This window comes from Prevotella sp. OH937_COT-195, assembly GCF_003932845.1.
GTDB lineage: Bacteria > Bacteroidota > Bacteroidia > Bacteroidales > Bacteroidaceae > Prevotella.
In genome coordinates this window covers 1-24,974 of record NZ_RQZH01000029.1, presented here as the reverse complement: position 1 = coordinate 24,974, position 24,974 = coordinate 1, and the positions used below count along the sequence as shown (strand labels likewise).

Below are 24,974 nucleotides of genomic sequence, written 5' to 3'. Positions count from 1 at the left end.
CTCGGCACCGGCGGCGTATTGCTTCTTTGACAACAAACCGAATGTACTACCGGTATATGTGGAGAATACAAGGCAATTGCAACTTTTTTAGAAACGGACTATCCCGAACTGGCGTATATATAATCACATGCGGGCAATAAAATCCTATTTTTTATTTGCTTTTTGAAAATATAATTGTACCTTTGCATTTGCAAACTCGAGATTACAATTAAGCGTGTTGACATTATTAATATGATTGAACATAGTGGTATAATAGATAGGATTGAGCATGATTGCATCAAGGTACGCATCGTCCGATCGTCCGCTTGTTCTTCTTGTAATGCGGCTCAACTTTGCAATGCCGCTGAAAAAAAAGAAAAGATTGTAGATGTGTATAATTTTGATACGGATATCGGATATAAGCAAGGTGATACCGTGACAGTTATAGCAACTTCAAGAACAGGCTTTAATGCAGTATTTTTTGCATTCGTCATTCCTTTCATTATACTTGTAGGCGGAATATTTCTTTTCAGCATATTTACAAATAACGAACCATCTATGGCACTTGGAGGAATTTGTTCACTAATACCTTATTATATATTATTATATTTTTTAAGACACAGGTTGCGCGATAAATTATCATTCACTATAAAAGACAATAATACACGTTTTTCATCATAACAAAACACTTACAAAATACTTATGAATTTTATTCTAACTGCAGTATTGGTACTCGGAGCAATAGCATTGGCATCAGCAATGATACTATATGTTTGTTCCAAGAAATTTGCTGTCAAAGAAGATCCGCGATTAGGGAAAGTAGCAGAATTGCTTCCCGGTGCAAATTGTGGCGGTTGCGGTTTTCCCGGCTGTTCCGGACTTGCCGGGGCATTGATAAAGGCGGCAGATGCCGGTTCTATAGAAAACTTGAACTGTCCCGTGGGAGGAAACGATGTCATGAACAATATTGCCGATCTCCTCGGTATTACGATTTCTAATTCTGAAGCAAAAGTAGCCGTCATAAAATGTAATGGAACTTGCGACCAACGTCCACGTATTTCTTCCTACGACGGTCTGCGTACATGTGCAGCCATGCACGCAGCTTGTGCCGGAGAGACGTGGTGCGGCTATGGTTGTCTCGGATGTGGTGATTGTGTTTCCGTATGCCAATTCGGTGCAATTAATATAAATAAAGAAACCGGATTGCCGGAAGTTGACGAAAACAAATGTGAAGGTTGCAATGCATGCGTAAAGGCATGTCCGCGGTCAATAATAGAGTTGAGGAAAAAGGGACCTAAAGGACGGAGAGTATATGTGCGTTGCGTCAACAAAGACAAAGGAGCAACAGCAATTAAAGCATGTAAGGCCGCATGTATAGGATGTGGAAAGTGCTTTAAGGAATGTAAATTTGAAGCAATCACAATAGAGAAAAATCTTAGTTACATAGATCCGAATAAATGCCGTCTTTGCAGGAAATGCATTGATGTATGTCCCACAAGTGCTATCATATCGCTTAACTTTCCTGCACCAAGTACAAAGTCGGTAACAATGCAGAATGCGATTAAGCAAAATGAAAATCCCGCGAATGCGCCAAAAGAAGAGAAGGAGATTACAAAATGAAACTAAGAACATTCAGAAAGGGTGGTATTCATCCGCAGGAGAACAAGATAACCACAGATATTGTAACAAAAGTTGCCCAATTACCCGAGATGGCATTCTTCCCATTATCGCAACACATCGGTGTCCCCACAAAGGCTGTTGTAAAGAAAGGTGATAAAGTTAAGGTCGGCACATTGATTGCGGAAGCAGGAGATTTTGTGTCTGCACCCATATTTTCGTCTGTATCGGGTACAGTATTCAAGATTGAAGATAAAATTGATGCTACGGGTTATCTCAAACCTTCAATCATAATAAAGGTTGAAGGTGACGAATGGGAAGAGGGAATTGACCGATCTGAAAAACTCGAAACAGTTGAGAATCATCCCGAACTCACTTCAGAAGAGATTATAAACCGTGTCAAGACCGCAGGAATAACGGGTATGGGAGGGGCCGGATTCCCTACTTTCATAAAACTAATGCCACCACCGGATACAAAGGCAGAATGCGTCATTATAAATGCCGTGGAGTGTGAACCATATATAACTTCAGATAACCGTTTAATGCTCGAACATGCCGATGAAATTCTTGTAGGACTACAATTATTAATGAAAGCAGTAAATGTTGACAAAGGATATATTGGTATTGAGAACAATAAACCGGAAGCAATAAAGTTGCTCAAAGAAAAGGCATCACACATGAAAGGCATCGAAATAGTACCACTTGCACAGAAATATCCACAAGGAGGAGAGAAACAACTTGTCGATGCCGTAATAAACAGACAAGTCCCGGCTCCACCGGCCATCCCCGTAAATGTCGGAGTTGTGGTACAAAACGTCGGTACTGCATTTGCCGTATATCAAGCCGTGATGAAGAATAAGCCTTTGTTTGAACGATATACAACGGTTACGGGAAAGAAAATAAAAAATCCGGGGAATTTCCTTGTACGCATGGGAACTCCGATGAGAGAACTTATCGAAGCATGCGGAGGGTTGCCTGAAGGCGACAATAAGATAATTGCCGGCGGACCTATGATGGGCAAGGCACTCATGTCGATGGATGTTCCTATATGCAAAGGGACAAACTCCGTGACAATTATTACCGGTGACGAAGCACGCAGAAAAGAACCTCAACCATGTATAAGATGTGCCAAGTGCGTAAATGCCTGCCCCATGGGACTGGAGCCTTATCTTTTGTCAGCATACTCTTCAATGAAATATTGGGAAAAGTTAGAGTCAGAATCTATCACTTCATGCATTGAGTGCGGCTCATGTCAGTTCACTTGTCCGTCGCATCGTTACCTACTCGACAATATACGTCTTGGCAAATCTACTGTCATGGGAATTATAAGGACTCGAAATGCCAAGAAACAATAATGTAAAGAAGAAAAAAATATAATAAGGATGGGCAAATTAATAGTATCACTATCTCCCCATGCACATGGCAATGACAGTGTAGAGAAAAACATGTACGGAGTTGTTATCGCACTTATTCCGACATTCGCCGCGAGCCTTTATTTTTTTGGTATCGGTTCAGCGATAGTGCTCTTTGTCTGCGTATCGGCTTGTGTGTTTTTCGAGTGGATCATTTCAAAATTCATATTAAAGCAAGAACGCTGTACAATTAAGGACGGCTCGGCAATACTGACAGGAATGTTGCTTGGTTTCAACCTCCCGTCAAACCTTCCGGTATGGATTATAATTATCGGTGCATTGGTAGCAATCGGTATTGGCAAGATGACATTTGGCGGATTGGGAAACAATCCGTTCAATCCTGCCCTCGTGGGACGTTGCTTTCTGCTGGTAAGTTTTCCCGCTCAGATGACATCATGGCCTGTTATCGGTCAGTTAGACCGCTATCTTGATGCAACCACCGGTGCCACCCCACTTTCGATAATGAAACAGGCAATAAAAAGCGGAGATGCAAACATACTCGGACAACTTCCCGATTCTTTCTCTTTGCTTTTGGGCAATCACACGTCACAACTTGCAGATGGTTCGATTATGGGAGCAGGAACGACCGGCGAAATTTGTGCTCTTGCACTGCTAACAGGAATGGCATATATGTTGTGGAAGAAAATCATTACATGGCATATTCCGGTAAGCATAATCGTCACTGTCTTTGCATTTTCGGGGCTGCTTCACATTACAAATCCCATTTATGCCAATCCACTTGATGTTATAATAACCGGAGGACTTATGCTCGGTGCAATCTTCATGGCTACAGATTATGTCACTTCGCCCATGACACATAAAGGACAGATTATATACGGTATAGGCATTGGTTTCCTTACCGTGATTATTCGTAACTGGGGTTCATATCCGGAAGGCATGTCGTTTGCAATACTTATAATGAACGGTTTCACACCTCTCATTAACACATATGTCAAACCAAAGCGTTTCGGAGAAAACGTCAAGAAGTCTGCAAATGCCAAATAACGGCATGACAAGCATTATATATCATAAAACATAATGAGATTATGGAAAAACTTAAATCATCAATAACCAATATGGTGCTTGTGCTTACCGGATTTGCCGTTATCACGGGAGCAATACTTTCATACGTAAACCATATTACGGAAGAGCCAATAAAATTACAGAAAGACAAGACCCTTGCCGATGGTATAAGGACGGTTATGGGAGGGGGCGAAATAACCATAGTCAAGACAGATACCGTCAAACAAACCGACAATAAAGGAAATATTTCTGCGTATATAATATACAAGACACACGACTTGCATAATAAAGAGATTGGTGCTGCCGTAGAAAGTACTACCGGAGGCTTCGGAGGAAAATTGAAAATTCTTGTAGGTTTCGACCCGACAGGAAAGATACTTGGCTACACTATTCTTGAACATGCGGAGACACCGGGACTCGGAGCCAAAGTCGATAAATGGTTTCAAAAGGGCGGTAAAGGTTGTATTGTGGAAAAAAATCCCGATACAAACATATTGCTCGTGACGAAAGACACGCGCAAGAGCGACAACAAGCAAGGCGAAATAGACGCCATCACGGCATCTACCATTACCAGTCGTGCTTTTCTACTTGCCGTAAACAATGCCTACAATGCTTATAAGGCAGCCGGCTCGGACACGGGCGCAGAGATTTCAAAACAACATAATACAGGTAACGAAAAAGAGACAAGGAAATGAAATATCTGAAAATCGTTTTCAACGGATTGGTAAAGGAGAATCCGGTATTTGTCCTTATGCTTGGCATGTGTCCTACACTTGCCACGACAACAAGTGCAATAAACGGTATGTCGATGGGATTGGCAACGATGTTTGTGCTGATATGTTCAAACATTGTTGTCTCATTCATCAAAAAGATAACACCCGACATGGTGCGCATACCCGTATTCATAGTTGTAATTGCATCGTTCGTGACAATATTACAAATGGTAATGCAAGCATATTTTCCGGACATATACTCCACACTCGGGTTATTTATTCCACTGATTGTGGTAAACTGCATCATTCTCGGTCGTGCAGAGGCTTTCGCTGCCAAAAACGGTTCTGTGGAAAGTCTGATGGACGGCATAGGAATAGGAATCGGTTTCACCGTAGGACTTACACTACTCGGTATATGCCGCGAGATACTCGGCGCGGGTACCATATTCGGATTTGTACTTCTGCCGGAGACGTACAACATGCTTATGTTCGTACTTCCGCCGGGGGCATTCATAACACTCGGATACCTTGTGGCGATAATGAATAAAATAACGGCAAAACAAATGTAGAACTGTAAAAATAACAACATGGAATTTCTATTGATATTCATATCCGCAATTTTTGTAAATAACATAATACTGTCACAATTCCTCGGTATATGCCCGTTCCTCGGAGTATCCCAGAAAATCGGCACTTCACTTGGAATGGGGGCGGCTGTGGCTTTCGTCATGACACTTGCAACCATCGTTACATATCTCGTACAGTATTTTATCCTCAACCCTCTCGGGCTGCAATATTTACAGACAATTGCCTTCATTCTGGTCATCGCGTCATTGGTACAAATGGTAGAGATTATATTGAAAAAAGTATCACCTGCATTATATCAGGCACTCGGAATATTCCTACCGCTCATTACCACCAATTGTGCCGTGCTCGGCGTGGCAATACTTGTAATACAGAAAGATCTTTCGCTTCTGCAAAGCATTGTATATGCTTTCTCTACAGCAATAGGATTTGCACTCGCACTTACGGTCTTTGCCGGAATACGGGAACAACTTGCCTTGGCCAGTATACCAAAAGGCATGCGCGGCATAAGCATCGTCCTCGTCACGGCAGGTCTGCTATCGCTTGCATTCATGGGATTTTCGGGGGTAGATGGAGGACTACGAACTCTCTTCGGCATAGACTGACACCATTTTTTGTAGGGTGTGCTTATGTTCACACACACGATATAATATAACAATAAGATAAAAATGAAAGAAACCATTCTTGTAACGGGAGGTACGGGCTTCATCGGAAGCCATACAACGGTAGAACTCATCGAGGCAGGCTATCGGGTAGTAATAATAGACAACTTGTCCAACTCCAAGGTCAACGTAATAGACGGCATAGAAAAAATCACAGGCATCAGACCGGCATTCGAAAAAGTTGACTGCTGTGATAAAGATGCCCTTGAACAAGTATTCTCAAAATATCCGGAAGTAAAGGGGATTATCCACTTCGCAGCATCAAAGGCTGTCGGAGAGAGCGTGGAGAAACCACTGATGTATTACCGCAACAACATAAACTCGCTCGTAAATCTGCTCGAACTAATGCCAATACATGGTGTTGAAGGAATTATATTCTCATCGTCATGCACCGTGTACGGACAACCTTCAAAAGAGAATTTGCCCGTTACCGAGGAGGCACCTATACAGAAGGCTCTTTCTCCATACGGTAACACAAAACAGATAAACGAGGAAATAATACAAGACTATATTCACAGCGGAGCCTCAATAAAAGCTGTGATACTAAGGTATTTCAATCCAATCGGTGCACACCCGTCTGCAATCATAGGCGAACTACCAAACGGAGTACCCATGAATTTGATACCATTCGTAACACAGACGGCAATGGGAATTCGCGAACAACTGAAGATTTTCGGCAACGACTACGACACACCCGACGGAACTTGCATACGCGACTACATATATGTCGTAGATCTTGCCAAAGCACACGTCAAAGCGATGGAACGTGTACTTGGAGAAAAAGAAAACGCTCCTGTGGAAATATTCAACATCGGAACCGGGCGAGGACTTAGTACGCTTGAAATAATAAAAGGCTTCGAGAAAGCAACAGGAGTCAGGCTAAACCGTACATTCGCCCCACGTCGTGAAGGTGACATCGAGAAGGTTTGGGGAAATGTTGACAAAGCAAACAACATACTCGGTTGGAAAGCAGAGGCAAACATTGAAGATGTACTTCGTTCGGCATGGAAATGGCAGAAAAAACTTCGAGAAGACAGAATCCAATAATCGTTGCATATAATTAAAAATAGAACAGTGTCAGGCTACAATAATTAGTCAATATTTTCCGATTTCGGCTGTTTTGGAAAACAAAACAGGCAGAATTGTGATGCAAAACAGCCGAAATTGCATTGTAATTTCGCCCAATTTGCTTTTCGACAATATACCCATACGACATAGATTTTGTGTTTTATCAATGTTTTTTTGACCTATGTCATGTGTCTCTTTGTGCCGTCGGCAAAAAACGTTAAATGTTAATTTTCAAACGTTTGAAATAATAACACATACTTGTATATATCAATATAAAATACTAATTTTGCACCAATAAAAATATTTCTAACGAAACAAAAGAGCAATATGAGCAACATCAAACTTGACATCACGAATGCCGCATGCTTCCTTGAAAAAGGTGTGATTGAGGCATTCGAACCGGAAATAAAAGCCGCCCAAAAGGCATTGGAAAACAGGACATGCCCCGGTAACGATTTCTTGGGTTGGCTGCATCTGCCCTCAAGCATAACACACGAATTTGTTGACGAGATAGAAGAGACCGCAAAAACACTGCGTGAGAATTGCGAGGCGGTGGTAATCGCCGGAATCGGCGGAAGTTATCTTGGTGCAAAAGCTGTGATTGATGCTCTCGGAAACAGTTTTTCATGGCTCGTGAACGACAAGAGCTCTCCAACGATGCTGTTCGCCGGGAATAACATCGGTGAAGACTATCTCTACGAACTTACCGAATACCTCAAAGGAAAACGTTTCGGAGTGATAAACATTTCGAAGAGCGGAACGACTACAGAGACCGCACTCGCTTTCCGCCTCCTGAAGAAACAATGCGAGGAACAAATGGGCAAAGACTACGCAAGGAAAGTAATTGTGGCCATTACGGACGAGAAAAAGGGTGCGGCACGCACTTGTGCCGACAAGGAAGGATATAAGAGTTTCATCATTCCGGATAATGTCGGAGGACGTTTTTCCGTACTGACACCGGTAGGACTGCTGCCCGTGGCATGTGCCGGATTTGACATAAAGGCTCTCATCGATGGCGCACGCGAAATGGAATCAGCATGCGGTATGGACGTTCCTTTTGAGAACAATCCGGCTGCGCAATATGCAGCGGTGCGTAACGGTCTTTACAGAAGCGGAAAGAAGATAGAAATAATGGTCAATTTCCAGCCAAAGTTGCATTTTATGAGCGAATGGTGGAAACAACTGTACGGAGAAAGCGAAGGAAAGGACGGAAAAGGCATCTTCCCCGCATCATGCGATTTTACCACAGACTTGCACTCCATGGGACAATGGATTCAAGATGGCGAGCGCAGCATATTCGAGACAGTGTTAAGCATAGAGGAACCCAACAAGAAACTGTTATTCCCGAACGATGAGGAAAATCTTGACGGACTCAATTTTCTTGCAGGGAAAAGAGTTGACCAAGTGAACAAAATGGCAGAAGTGGGTACTCGTCTGGCACACGTTGACGGCGGTGTTCCAAACATACATATATCGATACCGCAACTCAACGAAAAATATCTCGGGCAACTAATATATTTCTTTGAAATTGCATGTGGTATCAGTGGCAACGTTCTCGGAGTAAACCCATTCAACCAGCCGGGCGTTGAAGCATATAAGAAAAACATGTTTGCATTACTTGACAAACCGGGCTACGAGTCGGAGTCGAAGGCTGTTAAACAAAGACTGAATGCTTGATTTACGAAGAACAATCGGTTATAAAAAGAACATAATAGATAATTGATTACAACTAAGCATAATGACACTTTACAGCCAAGCATAAGTTTTGAATTGGCTTTAAGGCGTGCCAAGTGTGTACTTTTCGACATGGACGGCGTACTGATTGACAGTATGCCGAACCATGCGATTGCGTGGCAACGCTCCATGGCATCGTTCGGAATAAAGATGTCAGCCATCGATGCCTATCTTACGGAGGGAGCACGCGGTGTGGATACGATACGCAAAATGGTAATGGAACAGCAGGGACGCTGTATTGATGAGGCAGAAGCCCAACAGATGTACAATGAAAAGGCACGTCAGTTTGCATTGTTGCCCTTACCAAGAATAATGCCATTTGCCATGGAATTGCACGAGAAATTACATTCAATGGGAATGAAAATCGGTGTAGTAACAGGCAGCGGACAGCGACCGTTGACAGAACGTATTCTCAGGAAATTTCCAAGAGTAACAAAAGATATGATGGTAACTGCCTATGACGTGAAAAAGGGGAAACCCAACCCTGACCCTTATTTGGCAGGAATGGCAAAATGCAGTGTCGCTCCAAACGAAACCATAGTGGTGGAGAATGCCCCGCTGGGGGTTGCCGCCGGGGTTGCTGCAAAGGCATATACCGTTGCAGTAAACACGGGCATACTTAAAGAAGACTCACTTGCCGAGGCAGGAGCAGACATAATATTCCCGACTCTTGAGGCATTATATGATGCAATAGTTATAAACGGCTGACACTTTAAAAAAAACTTATAAAGAAAAAACAATGCTTATCTGCTTTTGTTTTTCATATACCATGTATGTGTAAATAAATGGTACATAAGCAATGCCGCCACGGCAAGACATAGAGCAGCGACATAGCCGGTGGAACCTTTCCCAAACAACAATCCCAATGCCGCACCGAATGCAAGACCGGACTGCCATGTAAGGAAAAAAGATGATTGTGACGTACCACGTTGGCAGTGTCTGCTCAACTTAATAAAAAACAGCAAGAAACGAGCCCCGGCAACACCCACTCCGATACCTATAAGAAAAGCGGAAGACAAGGCAGCCATTTGCATGCCACGGAAAATCATTATAAGCAATGCGGCTATAAAAAGAACCAATGCCGATAATATCTCACTCTTAAGTTCCGCATTTGCAAATACGAATTTCTGCGACAACAGGGCAATGAAAAAGCCACCAAGCATTAACAAATAGGAGATCACATCGTTATAATGAACAATAATGCTGCCGGCAACGACCATTATCAAAAATAAATTTGCAAAAAGCCATTTGCCATTTGTAAGGAAAAATCGATCGGTGCAGAATGTCTTTATGTTTTCTCCGGGTGCGCGAAATGGGAAATTGGTCATAAGTACCAACGATATTGCAACTATTGAGAAAGCGGAAGAGAAAAGAAAAACCATGTCTCTTCCTAACAGCAAATCAACGACAATACCCACAACAGGTCCCAAGACAAGCCCGAACCTGCCGAACCAAGCAGCAGAGTGATTTGCCTCTGTACGCTGACAAGACTCGCAGACATCTATTATAAGAGTTCCTGAAAGACTCATTTGAGACAACCCATACATAGCCGAGACAACTACTTGTAAAACAGACATTATAACAAACATGGTAGAAGTGTCTGTTAAAGAAAAGAACTCGGGATGAACTTTACACAAATAGAATATTGAGATATTGGTCAATGCTGTCCATGATATTGCAAATGCACAAACTTTGTTGCGTCTGTACCGTTCAACAAGCATCGAACACAACGGCCCCAACAAGTAAATTCCAACCCCGTGCAATGCAAACAATACAGCAATTTGTACGACATCAAAACCCATGCGTACTTCCAACCATGAAGGCATAACCGGTATGAACATAAACACAGACATTGCCAACAAGAGATTTGAGAATGCAAGTGCCCAAAACCCTTTGTGCCAAAGTCTGACATGTACGGGAGTATTTTGAGTGTACATATTTATCAATAACTTTCCTTTTCGTTGGGGAAATCTTTTCCTTTAACATCTGTGACATACTGCCCTATCGCATTAGTTATCACATCATTAAGATTGGCATAACGTCTCAAAAAACGCGGACTGAAACCTTTTGTCATGCCGAGCATGTCTGTTACTACGAGTATCTGCCCGTCCGTGCCTCCTCCCGCACCAATTCCGATTGTCGGTATGGTGAGACTTTTGGACACTTCGCCTGCAAGTACTGAAGGAACTTTCTCAAGCACGATGGAGAAACAACCGGCAGCCTGCAAAAGGAATGCATCACGTCTGAGTTTCTCTGCTTCTGCCTCCTCCTTTGCTCTTACGGCATAAGTTCCGAACTTATTTATGCTCTGCGGTGTCAGTCCGAGATGCCCCATTACGGGAATACCTGCATCAAGAATACCCTTTACCGTATCTATTATTTCTTCTCCGCCTTCCAGTTTCAATGCATCGCAGCCGCTTTCCTTCATCATCTTGACAGCGTTTTTAACCCCTTCGTGCCTATCTATCTGATAAGAGCCGAAAGGCATATCGCAGACCACCAATGCTCTGTTTACTCCGCGTACAACCGAGTGTGCATGGTATATCATCTGCTCCACGGTCATTGGCAGCGTGGTTCCGTTGCCGGCCATGACATTAGATGCGGAGTCGCCTACGAGGATTCCGTCAATTCCCGCTCCGTCAACTATCCCTGCCATGGTGTAGTCGTAAGATGTCAGCATTGAGATTTTCTCTCCACGCTCCTTCATTTCAATAAAGCGATGCGTTGTTACCTTTCGCGAATCGCTGACTAAATATCCAGCCATTTATATATATAATTAAGATTGTTTTTATTATTAAATGCAAAAACCGTTGTAATTCTTTATTACCATGTCGCATAAAGGAGAAATTGTCTCTTTGGTATTTGTCGTGGCAAGTCCCACAACGTACATTCCCGCAGCGCGTCCGGAAAGCAAACCGTTCAAACTATCCTCGAATACTACGCATTCATAATTTTCAAGTCCGAATCTTTCTGCTGCACGCAAATAGCAATCCGGTGCCGGTTTACTTTCAGAAAAATCCTCCGATGTTAGAATTTCATCGAAAAACCCGACGAACTCCGGATGTTTGGCATACACCGCTTCCATCTTTATCCTGTTAGAACTTGTAACCACTGCTGTCTTTATACCTCTCTGACGTAGTGACAAAACAAAATTCTTGAAGCCGGAAATGTATTCAAAATCCATTTTCGCTTCAAATTCAGATAATCTTTTTGTAATGTATTCTCTCTCCATGAGCAATTCTCCGGAGAAATACTTGTCGTAAATTTGGACAAGAGTCTGTCCTTTTATTTTATGTTCAAGTCCCGGTTTGTCTGCATGGTATCTACGACATTCCTCTCCCCAGAAAACGGAATATTGCGGCTCGGTATCAAAAACAACACCGTCCAAATCAAATAATGCCGCCTTGAATGATTTCTCCATATTCATTTTCCGTTTCGGGCTGCAAAATTAATCATTTATTAGATTATGGCGAAATATAAACAGGAAAAAAACATTTTTAGCAAGTGCGGATCTGTGTTTTATGAAAAAAGTATTAACTTTGCAAGCAAAATGATATGTATATATGACAAAAAACAAAATATCATACCTACTTGCGGCTTTTCTCACATTTATTGCTTTTCAATCTCTTACATCATGTAACGGCAATTCAGACACAAATGAGAAAGATTTGGCTGTCTTCAATGCTTATTCCATTTTGAAAGACACAACGGCAACACTGGTTAATGACTCCGTTTCTCCCACTTGTCGATTGCATCTCGAAATGGTTTTCTCGAAAGCAGACAGTCTGAAAGGAGTTAACCAAGAATTACTTACATCAGGTATTATCACACCCGACTATTTCTCAATAGGCACCCCCCCGACCACAATGGCAGAAGCAATAGACTCATTTATAAGAAGATATGTGGAAGAATACAAGCGAGACTACAAGAGCCTTTATTATATTGACAAGGAAAATCCGAAGAGTTACGACATAAACTACAATGTCATAACTTCGGTAAAACAAGGCAGAGCAGGTGTCGTAATTTACACTTCTGAAGCGACATATAATTCCGGTGCAAAGCACGATACGAAAACACTTATAGCAAGGAACATAGATGTTGGATCGAAGAAAATCCTGAAACTTGAAGACGTGATAGTAGAAGGGGCGAACAAATTCATATCAGAACTTATAGTTAAAACACTTTGCGACGAATATGACAAAGAAAACCTCGAAGGATTACAAGACTTATCCATATTTAAAGGAATAACACCCTACCCCTCTCAGAATTTCATGCTTGAAAAAGACAACATAGTATTCATATATAACTCGGACGAAATTGCCACACACGACATTGGCAGAATAATAGTAAAAATAGACTATTCGGATATAAACAAATACCTAAAAAAAAGAGAATAAGATTCTTTCATTATACATGAGAATAACATTATGGAACTAATAAAAAAATATTTCGAGAAAAAAATAACGGAAAGACAATTGGAACAATTTGCGGCATTAGACGAATTGTACCGCGATTGGAATTCAAAGATAAATGTAATCTCAAGAAAAGACATAGACATGCTATACGAACACCACGTATTACATTCTTTGTCTATTGCCAATGTTATAAATTTTAGAGCGGGAACAAGGATATTAGATTTCGGTACAGGCGGAGGATTCCCGGGAATACCGCTTGCAATAGTTTTTCCTGACTGCCATTTCACTATGATAGACGGCACGGGAAAGAAAATACGTGTTGCACAAGAAGTGGCAAATGCAATAGGGCTGAAAAACGTGGAGATTGCACACAGACGCGGAGAAGATGAGAAAGGTTTATACCAATTTATAGTGAGCAGAGCAGTAATGCCACTGCCGGATCTTATGAAAATAGTAAGAAAAAACATCGGTGGCAAACAACAAAACTCTCTGCCAAACGGAGTTATTGTATTAAAAGGCGGGGACACTGAAAACGAGACACGGCAATTCAAAAAAATAATAGAAACATGGAATATAAAAACATTCTTTGAAGAGGAATGGTTCAATGAAAAACATGTAATATATCTTCCGGTTTGAGAATGTCGTAAAATACAAAATATAAATTATATGCTGAACATCAAGAGATTCATTTGCAATCCTTTTCAGGAAAATACATATATCGTAAGCGACGAGACAAAAGAATGCGCAATAATAGACTGTGGAGCGTTCAATGAAAACGAACGTACTGAAATTACAGACTACATATCCGGCAACAACCTGAAACCTGTAAGACTGATTTGTACTCACGGTCATTTTGACCATTGTGCCGGTATTGAGTTTATCAACACGCAATACGGATTATATGCCGAAATAAGTAAAAAAGACAACTATCTCGTAAAAACACTGCCACAACAGGCAATGGTATTCCTCGGCATAAATTACATGAAAGACCTGACGAAAGTTTTCAAAAACATCACAACAGAAGATGATATAACATTCGGTTCACACACCCTCAGAATATTTGAGACTCCAGGACACACTCCGGGCAGCGTAACTTTCTATTGCGAAGAAGAGAAGACCGCCTTTACCGGTGATACTCTTTTCAGAATGAGCATAGGCAGGACAGATTTTGAAGGAGGTTCAATAACAGAAATGATAAACAGTCTTAGAAATGTTTTGGCAATACTGCCAAAAGAAACAATCGTATTGAGCGGACATGGCGAAAGGACTACAATAGGAGATGAATTGGCAATGAATCCATATCTCAGATAATTCGCATGGAGAAAATAATATTAGGCATAGATCCCGGTACCAACGTAATGGGTTACGGCATAATAAGCGTGAAAGGGAAAAAGGCAAAGATGGTGGTAATGGGAGTTATTGACATGCGCAACGAAAAAGACCCTTACCTGAAACTTGGCAGAATATTTGAAAGAGTAACCGGAATAATAGACGAATTCCTGCCGGACGAAATGGCCATAGAGGCTCCGTTCTTCGGAAAAAACATACAATCCATGCTCAAACTCGGAAGGGCACAGGGTGTTGCAATTGCTGCCGCCATCAACCACAGTGTGCCAATCCACGAGTATGCTCCCATGAAAATAAAACTTGCACTTACGGGTAATGGATCTTCTTCCAAAGAACAAGTGGCAGGAATGCTTCAAAAACTACTCAAATTGGATGGTGAAGATATGCCTAAATTCATGGATGCCACGGATGCACTTGCTGCTGCATATTGCCACTACATGCAGATGTCAAAACCGGAAACTACCGCTACCCATTATAGTAGTTGGAAGGACTTTGCCGTCAAAAATCAACAAAGAGTGAAAGAATAGCAAATAAAGACCGGCTTTTTAAAAACAGCAATAATCAGTGTAATGCGGTTAAAAAAACATAATTAAGATATTCTCTTTTAAACAAAACAAAACAAACAACGTTAAACAAACAATAAACATTATTTAAGATGAAAAGAATTTTTATTACCATGGCACTTGCCTGCGTGGCATTTGTTGGTGTCAATGCACAAGAGAGATACAAGGCGGCATTGGAAATGGCACGCACTGTTGCCGAAGACGAAAAGAAAGAAATTGGACTTAGAAAGATTGCAACATTCAAGTACGATGAACTGTGCTACACCGGACAGCGTACAAGAGAACAGATGCCTGATAAGTATGACGAACTTGACGAACAGGCACTTGCATTGTTTGAATTCCTCGACTTGTACTTGTCCAATTATGAGAAAGCAAGTGACAAAAACAAAGCCAAGGTTATGCAAGATTTCAAACAGTTCTGTATTGAATTCCCACGTTATACAGACGATGACACATTGCTTACCGAAGCATACTACAATGATAATTACATTACCCAATTCAACTTAAACACAGACTGGGTGAAAGCGTATGGCAAAGCACGCACCATTTACAAAAAATAGCACACTTGAGAAAATAGACACAAGAAATATAAAAAGCGGAGAGTTGTTCAATCGGAACACTCTTCGCCTTTTTCATTCAGCAATACTTTCTTACGACCTCGCCTTGCCTCAAAATACGGATACTCATCTCTTAGAGAAATATCATCGTATATGAAATCTGCCACGACAGTATTATCCTTGTCCGGAAAGATGAGTCCCAACTTTCCATTCTTGCCTGCAATGATGGGTATAATCATAAAATCATCAACATATACATAACATGTGCGCAAGAAATCATATTCCGGTTTTACCAATATCGTTCCATCATATTCCTTGATACCAAACTTTCCTTGTTCCTCAAATATAGTTTGGAATCGTATGTATTTGGAACGTATGCGATCAAGATAGAAAGCCATACGTTTCTTATCGTTGATTATTGTTAGCATGTAATCGAATGTATCACAATAATTTGCCACGGCTCTTGCCAAGACGACTTTAAAATCTAATCCGCTTACTGCCTTACGGTTAAGGTTTATATATCGTGCAATGGCGACTTCCTTCTCCTCGACTGAAAGATCAGAAATGGCTTTCTCAAAGTTTTCCATCATGGTCTTAGTGCCGCTCATTCCTTTTATATAACGATGAATTTGTCGCCCCATTTCCGCACAAACAAATTTATCAATTTGCTTTACCTCGATTTTATCAACATAAACATCTTCGAAGTTTTCCTGTGTTATCTTGTTTCTATTCTCCATAGTAAATGACATTTATTTGCAACAAAGGTACTAATAAAGTTTTTAAAAACAAAAAATAGAATGTTATTTTAATCGTAACAAAAAAGATTCCGTAGGAAACAATCGGCAAGTGTAATATTACGAGTTTAAGATTAACAAAGATATTAATATAAAATGCTAAGTTTAGTATATTCCCAAACTTAGCATTTTATATTAATTGATAATGATATATGTACTACATCAATCTTTCTCAAGGAGAAGTTTCATCATCTCACACGCAGCCTTTGCAACAGACGTGCCCGGACCGAAGACCGCAGCAACTCCTGCCTTGTATAGATAGTCGTAGTCTTGTGCGGGAATTACACCACCGGCAATTACCATGATGTCGTCACGTCCAAGTTTGTGAAGTTCTTCAATAAGTTGGGGGATTAGTGTCTTATGCCCCGCTGCCAATGAGGAAGCACCTACCACATGAACATCATTTTCCACAGCTTCGCGTGCCGCCTCGGCAGGAGTTTGGAACAATGGTCCCATATCCACGTCGAAACCGCAATCGGCATAGCCCGTAGCTACGACCTTGGCACCACGATCATGTCCGTCTTGTCCCATCTTTGCCACAAAGATGCGCGGGCGGCGACCTTCTCTTTTTGCGAACTCGTCTGTCAACTCACAAGCTTTCTCAAAGTCGGAGTCATTTTTACTTTCACTACTATACACACCCGAAATTGTTCTAATTACTGCTTTATAACGACCTACGATTTCCTCGCAGGCATCACTTATCTCACCAAGAGTACAACGCAACTGGGCTGCTTTTACTGCAAGAGCCAACAAATTGTTCTCGCTCTTGCGCCCTTCTGCAAAGTCACGCACACATTCGGTAATATCCTTCAATGCAGCCTTGCATGCTTCCTCATCGCGTGAACCACGCACCTGATCAAGACTTTCCTCCTGCTGTTTACGTACGGCAGTGTTGTCAACCTCAAGAATATCAATCGGATCTTCATGTTCAAGGCGATATTTGTTTGTTCCTACGATTGTCTGAACACCCGAGTCGATACGAGCCTGAGTGCGTGCCGCTGCTTCCTCGATACGCATCTTTGGCACTCCGGTTTCAATGGCCTTTGCCATACCACCGAGTTTTTCAATTTCCTGAATATGCCCCCATGCTTTGTGTACGAGTTCGTTTGTCAGCGTTTCAACGTAATAAGAACCTGCCCACGGGTCAATTTCCTTGCACACTTTTGTCTCGTTCTGAATATAGATCTGTGTGTTACGGGCTATACGGGCAGAGAAATCGGTAGGTAGTGCAATGGCTTCGTCAAGGGCATTGGTGTGTAGCGACTGAGTATGCCCAAGTACTGCTGCCATCGCCTCGATACAAGTACGACCAACGTTGTTGAACGGATCTTGCTCTGTAAGCGACCATCCGGAAGTCTGTGAGTGTGTACGCAGAGCCATTGATTTAGGATCATTTGCACCAAAACTCTTTACTATTTTTGCCCACAACAGACGACCTGCGCGCATCTTGGCAATTTCCATGAAATGGTTCATGCCGATCGCCCAGAAGAATGACAAGCGCGGTGCGAACTTATCGACAGGGATACCGGCATTGACACCGGTGCGAAGATAGTCCATTCCGTCTGCCAAAGTATATGCAAGTTCAATGTCTGCAGTTGCTCCGGCCTCTTGCATGTGATAGCCTGATATGGAGATAGAATTGAACTTAGGCATATTCTGAGATGTATATTCAAATATGTCGGCAATAATCTTCATGGAGAAAGCCGGTGGATATATATATGTGTTACGCACCATGAACTCTTTCAAGATGTCGTTCTGAATAGTACCGGCCATTTCTTCCAGTTTCGCTCCCTGCTCAAGACCGGCAACTATATAGAATGAAAGAATTGGAAGCACAGCACCGTTCATTGTCATAGACACGGACATCTTGTTGAGAGGGATTCCCGAGAAGAGAACTTTCATGTTCTCCTCGTTGCAAATACTCACACCGGCCTTGCCCACATCGCCTATAACACGTGCATTATCAGGGTCGTATCCGCGGTGTGTCGGGAGATCGAAAGCAACCGACAGACCTTTTTGACCGCTGGCAAGATTACGACGATAGAAAGCATTTGACTCTTCTGCCGTCGAAAATCCGGCATACTGACGGATTGTCCACGGACGGAAAGGGTACATCATTGAGTAAGGCCCGCGAAGGAACGGTGGAAGTCCTGCTACAAAATCAAGGTGTTCCATACCTTCAAGGTCTTCCTTCGTATATACGGGACGAACCTCAATGTGTTCCGGTGTCTTCCAATTATAGCCAATTCCGTTATCCTTTATCCATTTGGCACCATCTTTAGCCTTGATGCCAGCGTATATATCTATATTATTAAATTGTTTACGCATAATTCAAGTTCTCCTACGATTTAAATGCCAAGTTTTTGATTATATTCCTTCATGGTCTCAAGCACATTGCAACGAACATGTACAAAATTCTCTATGCCGGCAGCCTTAAGATCTTCCATACATGCAGGAGCACCGGCTACAACAAACATTGCACGACCATCAAGATACTTAAATGCCGGTATCGCATATTCGGCATACTCATCGTCAGAAGAACATATCACAACAATGTCTGCACCGGCATTGAGGGCTGCGTCAACACCTTCCTCTACGGTTTTGAATCCCAAATTGTCAACAACTTTATATCCGGCTGTGGCAAGGAAATTGCAAGAGAACTGTGCACGCGCCTGACGCATGGCAAGGTTTCCGATAGTAAGCATGAATGCCATTGGCACTTTTGTTTCTTCGGTATGAATACGAAGGTTCTCGAAATCAGCAGCAAGACGTGTACTCTCTATCGACTTGAACGCTGCTTCATTGTGATGTTCATCTTTATGTCCGCAGCAATTACAATCGATGCCTGCCTCTCTCTTGCCATCACTCTTCTCTGTGAAGTTGGGGAATTGATTGGTTCCAAGAATGAATTCCTTTCGCTTTGCGGCATCACCGTGACGCTTGGCATTTGTTGTATTAATGTCATCCTGTATAGTTCCGGCCTTTACTGCTGTAAGGAAACCACCTTCCTCTTCAACCTTAAGGAAAATCTTCCAACTCTCAACGGCAAGCGACTCTGTAAGGTGTTCTATGTAATAAGAACCGCCTCCGGGGTCAACCACTTTGTCAAAATGGCTCTCCTCCTTGATAAGGAGTTGCTGGTTACGTGCAATACGCTCCGAAAAATCCGTGGGTTTCTCGTATGTAACATTAAACGGAGTTACAACCATTGAATGAACACCTCCGAGTGCGGCACTCATTGCTTCTGTCTGAGAACGCAACAAATTGACATAACTGTCGAACAAGGTTTGGTTGTAAATTGACGTTATTGCATGTACACACATCTTGCAATAGTCATCGTCTCCGGGTTCATACTGTTTCACTATCTGTGCCCACAACATTCGTGCAGCACGGAACTTGGCAAGTTCCATAAAATAGTTCTCGCTGACACCCATGTTAAACTTGATTTTTGAAGCGGCAAGATCAACATCCACTCCTGCTTCCACAAGTTGATGCAAGTACTCATTACCCCAGGCAAGAGCATAACCGAGTTCCTGAACGATGTATGCACCGGCATTGTTCAAATCGATAGTATTTACCGTTATACAACGGAATTTAGGATAATCCTTCAAAGTATCCACAAGTTGTGCTGCCAATGAGAGCATAGAAGTTACATCTTTGCCCTTCATAACCATCTTCTTTATCGGATCCCAATTAATTGAACCGACAACAAGATTTTTGTCATAGCCTTGTTTATCAAAATACTTTTTGAGAATTTCTGCAAGTTCAATAGACTTGCGTTGACATGTACTGAAGTTTACCTCTACGACATCACAATGAATTCCTTTGAGCAACTCCTCAATAAATTCTGTGCTTACCTGTCTGCTTGGTATTTTGAACCCAAGAGAGTCAATTCCTTTGTTAAGAATGTCAAGAGCCTTTTCATTTGCTTCTTTTGCATCATTCGCCATAATGTCTTGGCGCACATACCAAGCATTATCCATTTTCATGTTTCCACGCACGAAAGGGAATTCTCCCGGCAGGGCGTCGGGTGTCTTCATCTTCAGCACGTCTTCACGGCGATAGAAAGGCTGTACGTTAAATCCTTCATTGGTTCTCCATACCAAACGCTTGTTGAAGTCGGCACCTTTCAGGTCTACCTGAATCTTGTCGAGCCAGTCCTGAGTGGTAGGCACCTCAAATTCGGTAAAGAGTTTTTCCTTGATGATTGACATAGTGTTTGTATTATTAATATAAGTTTAAGAATAAAAAATTTGAATTCATAAGCAATATAATTATATCGCTGCAAAGGTATGTTTTTTTTATGACATACAATAAAAAAACAAAGAAAAAAATCAATCTAGGCTTAAACGTTTTTACAATAAATGAAAAAAGTGTTACCTTAACAACGAGACAGTAACTGATATGTTTCCAATGACAAATATTAATACCTGCTAATCTTGTAATTTTTTCGGGACACCAATTACAAACCATTCCGGTATTCGTACCGTTAAAACTGAATACATTTACCAAGAATGATCTTAAAAAATGAAAAGTTGTAACAAGAAGCAAGTTTGGTCAAGAGCCATGTCCCACTCTTTTACTTCCTTATTCTACCCTCCTATTGTCGAGACCGGCTCATTTCTTTATGTCCTCTTCCCCAAAAACGTTTTCTGCAAGGACACTAGCAAAGAATTAAATTCTGTGATGCCGCCTCGTGGCACACTGCCAGCACATGGCGGTAAACTGAAAATTCTTCATTTGATAGGATCTCTGCCTTGTTAACAATCTTTATTTCCATAATTTGAAATCTAAAGGATTAGAAATTGGGATTTATTTGCTCTCTACGGATTGTTTTTGCTGAGAAATCGCAGTTTTTACTCTAAAAACATGCGTTTTAGAGTAAAAACTGCGATTTCTGTGTTCCCCATGATGCTTTCTACATAAAAATCACATTTTTATGTTATCTTTCCCTTATCGGTTGCACAGGATAGCGATTTTCACAGCCCACATTACCTATTCCGGAGTTATATTTGATCATTCCCTGTTGAACAAAAACACCAAGAGGTAGAGATTGACTTCCAAATTCCAAATGGGAGCCTAAAATAAACTGTTGGGTACTTTGGGTTCTTGCTGTCCTTCGCGTTGTCCAATAGAAGGTGAGGGCATGCATATGAAAACCAATCTTACTTAAACGAATGCTTATCGGATAGAACAAGGTCTCGTTCTTTGAGGAGTTGGTGTAGAATTTCAAACCGGGATACCATTTGTTCTCGCAGGAACCCGGGAAAGACTGCTCTATACTTGGGTTTAACTTATTTGTAAATCTGCTGTAGGCATCCGTGGAGGCGACATGGTAGCCACGCGGACAAGGGTCATAAACGGTCTTTTCGATGGTTCCCTCTTGGTAGTCAGGACAGTTCGGTACCGCATTCATATTCCAGAAGTTGTCTTTCCAGATTTTACCATTCAATCTCCAATAGGCATATCCCGGATTCTGAATAACATCTTTAACGAATTTTGCCTGTGTTGATACATTGAAATTCCATTTGAGCATAGGTCCTTCCACTCCTGTCTCGATTCCAGGCAAAGGAGCCTTGTTGCCCCATTGGTATTGTGTGGGATATCCTTGTCCGTCGCCGTACACAGTGCCATTCTGTCCGATGGTGATGATGGCTTCCTGTAAGGATCGTTTGCCTAATTTCTGGCGTATTTTCACCAGCACATGGTGTGAACGGAAGAGGTGCCCTTCGCCTGATGTACACTTGAAGCCAAGTTTCTCGCGAGTGAAGTCGAACTGCTTTCCGTCGAGGTTTGTCACTGTCACGGGACGAGTAACATCGTAGGGGGCTATCCACAGGTGCCACGACCATAGCACGGTGTTCGAGGCATCTACGGCTGCCACCACGGCGTTGCCCTGACGTATCTTGCTTCGTTGCACGCGAAAACGGAGCATTGCATCTTGCCCGGTACCCGAGATGGAGAGATTATCTACAAGTCCCGGCTCGTCTTGCCACACCAGTTTGGCTTGCGTTGCGGTGTATTTGCTGCCGATATAAGGAGAGGTGATTTTAGCATCAAGGTGATCGGTAAGATTGGACTGTATGGCCCAATGAGTGGTGGTAGTGCGATATGATTTGGGATTGTCAACATTGTTCACTATCGCATTGCCATAGACAAGTGGCAGAGAATAGTAACCGGGACTGGAGACGATGTAGCAATTGGCAGTTGTTCTTCCAATGTAGTTTCCAGACACATCTTCATATAGAGATAGATCGTGGGGAGAAGTCGCAGTACCGCGCTCAGGTGCTTCGCGCAATACTGTATTCAATGCACCGGGCAGATCGTTAGTGTGCTCGCCGGGATTGTGAAGCGTAGCGTTTCCGGTTTGTGCCGATGTGCCGCCGGTGCCTTGTGTCAGACTTAGGTTTGTGAGCCATGAGGGACGTTCGCTCATGTTGAAAGTTCCGTCATCATTGGCATCGTACCCTACTACTTCCCATGCTACAGGTTGGAGAGTATTGTCTGGAGCCTTTCGGTATGAGGTCACGGTGTAGTTGCCTGTTTTGGTCGCATCGTGAGCTGCTGTGACGGGCGATGATACGGTGAGCACATAATCCCAGTTGCTCGTTGAAGGATTGGAAATCTTGTAAGTCTTGGTCGTTCCGGGAGCCCATGTCTTGCCAGCGAGCTTGGCGGAAATCTGTGTGCCGTCGGAGAAAGTGATGACGGCTTTGGCACCGGAAGGCAGAGTCTGGGGTACCATGAGGAAGGTGTTGTTGCCACCGGTGAGCTCAACGTTCGGATTCTGAGAGGTGGAAACGTTGAGACCGTCGAGCGTAAAAGTAGTGGCATTGCCGTGGTCGCTCCATGTACCTGTGCCGAGATCGTAGCGTCCACTGCCGTATATGCCAACAAGTTCAACCTTTGTAATGATCTTGACCCAAGATAAATCATCGCCAACGGCAAACTTGATGGCAGTGGTGGCATGTTTGAAAGTTAGAGGAACAATGTGTACGCTGCCTGCCGGATGAGGCATATCGGCGGTGGTGGCTGCCATGAGATCTGTCTGAGACGGAATGGAGGAATTGACAACGAAATCCACGTAAGGCGCACCAGTGTGGGAGACATCGCAAAGAGTCATGCCGTGGCTCGCATCGGGATAGGGATAAAGAGCGTAAAACTTCAACGATGCGGCATCTTCTGTCCAACTCTTGGGAGAATACATTGTGCCATTGGAATGAACTTTCTCATTGAAAAAGAAATCGGGCTTGGAAGAGCCGTTCTTGCACGCAAATGCACTAAAGTCGGCATCAATGGCGGTTTTCAAGGCAGTGCGGGTGCGCGAGTCGCGCTGCACAGGGCAAACGCCGTCAACCGTGGTTTCAACAAGACAGGCTTCAATATCGGCATCGCCCTCACAGACTATGCCGACGGGAGCATCGGACTCAGAATACGTGCCGGCACGTGTATCGGCCATATCTTGTATGTCGGTCACTTCGAAAATCATACCTCTCTTGGAATCGTTAGACCCGTGATCGTCAAGGTCTTTGTCAGTACAGCCAAAAAGAAAGGCACAGACCAACAACAAAGTTCCAACAGTTGAAAGGGAATAATTAAAAAAGCGGAATCTTTTAATGGTTATTATTGCTTTTATTGTTTTCATACTTTCATTTTTTTTATGTTTCATTCTTTTAATCTTTTCAATCGTTTAAAAACGGATATTAATCCCAAAAGGAGTTCCTCTTGGCAGGGTTCGCTCCGGCACCGAACTCGAGTTCCTCTTCTTCTTCGATGTTGGGATCTACTTCAGGAGTACCGTTGCCACCGGGCGTGGGTTGAATTTCACTCTTTACAAGCAGCAAAGATTCATACCGCAGAGAAATTAATTCGATTTCGGGCTTTATGTATGCCCGATTGTTCTTACTTTGATTTTTCTTCATAATTTACTAATAAATTTAATTAAATGAATATTTAGACTCGTTTTTGTTTTGTTTCATTCTTTTTGCTGCCGGAAAAAGGGTATGAAAAAAGAGACAAAGACACTCGTGAAAAGTCCTTTGTCTATGGGGGATAGCGCGGCGAACCTCGCGCGCGTACATAAATATTGTTTGGGGAGTAAATAAGCGACGGTGCGCCTATGAGAGAGAGAGAGAGAGAGAGAGAGAGAGAGAGAGAGAGAGTATCAAATTATTTGGAACTGCCAAATAATTCAACGAGAAATTTATAGGAAAAACTATATTTTCCCGTCTCATGCATATACTTGTGTGTAACGCGGAATAATGCAATTGAAAACAATGCCTCTCTAACATGTTTAAATTCTGTTGATTAGACTGTGCGGGCAAAGGTAAGAATTTTTTTTTATATAGACAAGGAAATATAGAAAAATAGGATTAATGTTCATATTAAACAAATAACGTGGAGAGTCTCAACCAGCAAGTGCAAAATTACAATATTTTTTTAAAGAACTCCTGTTTTGGTGTAGAAAAGTTTAATTTTTCCCTCGGTCTTTCGTTCAATTTCTTT

At 42.3% G+C, this 24,974-nt stretch carries 23 protein-coding genes; 15 read left to right on the top strand and 8 right to left on the bottom strand.

Annotated features, from left to right (window positions below):
- Positions 1-231: 231 nt before the first annotated feature.
- The 10 genes from EII32_RS10025 to EII32_RS09980 all read left to right on the top strand — a co-directional run bounded on the left by EII32_RS10025 (position 232) and on the right by EII32_RS09980 (position 9,501).
- The gene (locus EII32_RS10025; protein ID WP_125235270.1) at positions 232-660 is read left to right on the top strand and encodes a SoxR reducing system RseC family protein; all 429 of its coding nucleotides are present in this window, start codon (positions 232-234) and stop codon (positions 658-660) included.
- A gap of 21 nt (positions 661-681) precedes the next feature.
- Complete coding sequence (locus EII32_RS10020) at positions 682-1,599, top strand: Fe-S cluster domain-containing protein (protein ID WP_125235269.1); 918 nt, start codon at positions 682-684, stop codon at positions 1,597-1,599.
- Entirely contained in the window at positions 1,596-2,951 is a 1,356-nt protein-coding gene (gene rsxC / locus EII32_RS10015; protein ID WP_125235268.1) for an electron transport complex subunit RsxC, read from the top strand. Before EII32_RS10020 ends, rsxC begins: the two co-directional genes overlap by 4 nt.
- Before the next feature lie 27 nt (positions 2,952-2,978).
- On the top strand, positions 2,979-4,013 hold the full coding sequence (locus EII32_RS10010; protein ID WP_125235267.1) for an RnfABCDGE type electron transport complex subunit D: 1,035 nt from the start codon (positions 2,979-2,981) through the stop codon (positions 4,011-4,013).
- Between the two features lie 41 nt (positions 4,014-4,054).
- Positions 4,055-4,726: an RnfABCDGE type electron transport complex subunit G gene (locus tag EII32_RS10005; protein ID WP_125235266.1), complete on the top strand. Its 672-nt coding sequence runs from the start codon at positions 4,055-4,057 to the stop codon at positions 4,724-4,726.
- Positions 4,723-5,313 (top strand): electron transport complex subunit RsxE, encoded by a 591-nt coding sequence (rsxE, locus tag EII32_RS10000; RefSeq protein WP_125235265.1) that lies wholly within the window; start codon positions 4,723-4,725, stop codon positions 5,311-5,313. The genes EII32_RS10005 and rsxE overlap by 4 nt, the downstream gene beginning before the upstream one ends.
- A gap of 18 nt (positions 5,314-5,331) precedes the next feature.
- Positions 5,332-5,934 (top strand): electron transport complex subunit RsxA, encoded by a 603-nt coding sequence (gene rsxA, locus EII32_RS09995; RefSeq protein ID WP_125235264.1) that lies wholly within the window; start codon positions 5,332-5,334, stop codon positions 5,932-5,934.
- Between the two features lie 63 nt (positions 5,935-5,997).
- Positions 5,998-7,038, top strand: coding sequence for a UDP-glucose 4-epimerase GalE (galE, locus tag EII32_RS09990; RefSeq protein WP_125235263.1), 1,041 nt, complete (start codon positions 5,998-6,000; stop codon positions 7,036-7,038).
- Between the two features lie 348 nt (positions 7,039-7,386).
- A complete protein-coding gene (locus tag EII32_RS09985; protein ID WP_125235262.1) occupies positions 7,387-8,736 on the top strand; it encodes a glucose-6-phosphate isomerase in 1,350 nt (449 codons plus the stop codon).
- 42 nt (positions 8,737-8,778) lie between these two features.
- Positions 8,779-9,501, top strand: coding sequence for an HAD family hydrolase (locus EII32_RS09980; RefSeq protein ID WP_125235261.1), 723 nt, complete (start codon positions 8,779-8,781; stop codon positions 9,499-9,501).
- Between the two features lie 35 nt (positions 9,502-9,536).
- On the opposite strand, the gene EII32_RS09975 is transcribed toward EII32_RS09980, so the two are convergent.
- From EII32_RS09975 to EII32_RS09965, 3 genes are read right to left on the bottom strand one after another with little or no spacing between them, the layout of a single operon-like run.
- The gene (locus EII32_RS09975) at positions 9,537-10,730 is read right to left on the bottom strand and encodes an MFS transporter (RefSeq protein ID WP_125235260.1); all 1,194 of its coding nucleotides are present in this window, start codon (positions 10,728-10,730) and stop codon (positions 9,537-9,539) included.
- A gap of 5 nt (positions 10,731-10,735) precedes the next feature.
- A complete protein-coding gene (gene panB / locus EII32_RS09970) occupies positions 10,736-11,557 on the bottom strand; it encodes a 3-methyl-2-oxobutanoate hydroxymethyltransferase (protein WP_125235259.1) in 822 nt (273 codons plus the stop codon).
- A 30-nt stretch (positions 11,558-11,587) separates the two neighbouring features.
- On the bottom strand, positions 11,588-12,214 hold the full coding sequence (locus tag EII32_RS09965; protein ID WP_125235258.1) for an HAD family hydrolase: 627 nt from the start codon (positions 12,212-12,214) through the stop codon (positions 11,588-11,590).
- Positions 12,215-12,356: 142 nt separating this feature from the next.
- Between EII32_RS09965 and EII32_RS09960 the strand changes: the two genes are divergently transcribed.
- The 5 genes from EII32_RS09960 (at position 12,357) to EII32_RS09940 (ending at position 15,678) form a co-directional block, all read left to right on the top strand.
- Entirely contained in the window at positions 12,357-13,190 is an 834-nt protein-coding gene (locus EII32_RS09960; RefSeq protein ID WP_125235257.1) for an RsiV family protein, read from the top strand.
- Positions 13,191-13,217: 27 nt separating this feature from the next.
- Positions 13,218-13,844 carry a 16S rRNA (guanine(527)-N(7))-methyltransferase RsmG gene (gene rsmG, locus EII32_RS09955; RefSeq protein WP_125235256.1) on the top strand — a complete coding sequence of 209 codons (627 nt, stop codon included), beginning with the start codon at positions 13,218-13,220 and terminating at the stop codon, positions 13,842-13,844.
- 30 nt (positions 13,845-13,874) lie between these two features.
- Positions 13,875-14,519 (top strand): MBL fold metallo-hydrolase, encoded by a 645-nt coding sequence (locus EII32_RS09950; protein WP_125235255.1) that lies wholly within the window; start codon positions 13,875-13,877, stop codon positions 14,517-14,519.
- 5 nt (positions 14,520-14,524) lie between these two features.
- A complete protein-coding gene (gene ruvC / locus EII32_RS09945; RefSeq protein ID WP_125235254.1) occupies positions 14,525-15,082 on the top strand; it encodes a crossover junction endodeoxyribonuclease RuvC in 558 nt (185 codons plus the stop codon).
- A 128-nt stretch (positions 15,083-15,210) separates the two neighbouring features.
- Positions 15,211-15,678, top strand: a complete 468-nt coding sequence (locus EII32_RS09940; RefSeq protein ID WP_125235253.1) for a hypothetical protein — start codon at positions 15,211-15,213, stop codon at positions 15,676-15,678.
- Positions 15,679-15,725: 47 nt separating this feature from the next.
- On the opposite strand, the gene EII32_RS09935 is transcribed toward EII32_RS09940, so the two are convergent.
- The 5 genes from EII32_RS09935 to EII32_RS09915 all read right to left on the bottom strand — a co-directional run bounded on the left by EII32_RS09935 (position 15,726) and on the right by EII32_RS09915 (position 24,391).
- Positions 15,726-16,412, bottom strand: a complete 687-nt coding sequence (locus tag EII32_RS09935; protein WP_125235252.1) for a hypothetical protein — start codon at positions 16,410-16,412, stop codon at positions 15,726-15,728.
- Between the two features lie 219 nt (positions 16,413-16,631).
- Positions 16,632-18,797: a methylmalonyl-CoA mutase gene (gene scpA / locus EII32_RS09930; RefSeq protein WP_125235251.1), complete on the bottom strand. Its 2,166-nt coding sequence runs from the start codon at positions 18,795-18,797 to the stop codon at positions 16,632-16,634.
- A gap of 20 nt (positions 18,798-18,817) precedes the next feature.
- The gene (mutA, locus tag EII32_RS09925; protein ID WP_125235250.1) at positions 18,818-20,683 is read right to left on the bottom strand and encodes a methylmalonyl-CoA mutase small subunit; all 1,866 of its coding nucleotides are present in this window, start codon (positions 20,681-20,683) and stop codon (positions 18,818-18,820) included.
- A gap of 728 nt (positions 20,684-21,411) precedes the next feature.
- Positions 21,412-24,114 (bottom strand): fimbrillin family protein, encoded by a 2,703-nt coding sequence (locus EII32_RS09920; protein WP_125235249.1) that lies wholly within the window; start codon positions 24,112-24,114, stop codon positions 21,412-21,414.
- 58 nt (positions 24,115-24,172) lie between these two features.
- A complete protein-coding gene (locus tag EII32_RS09915) occupies positions 24,173-24,391 on the bottom strand; it encodes a hypothetical protein (RefSeq protein WP_125235248.1) in 219 nt (72 codons plus the stop codon).
- Positions 24,392-24,974: the final 583 nt, after the last annotated feature.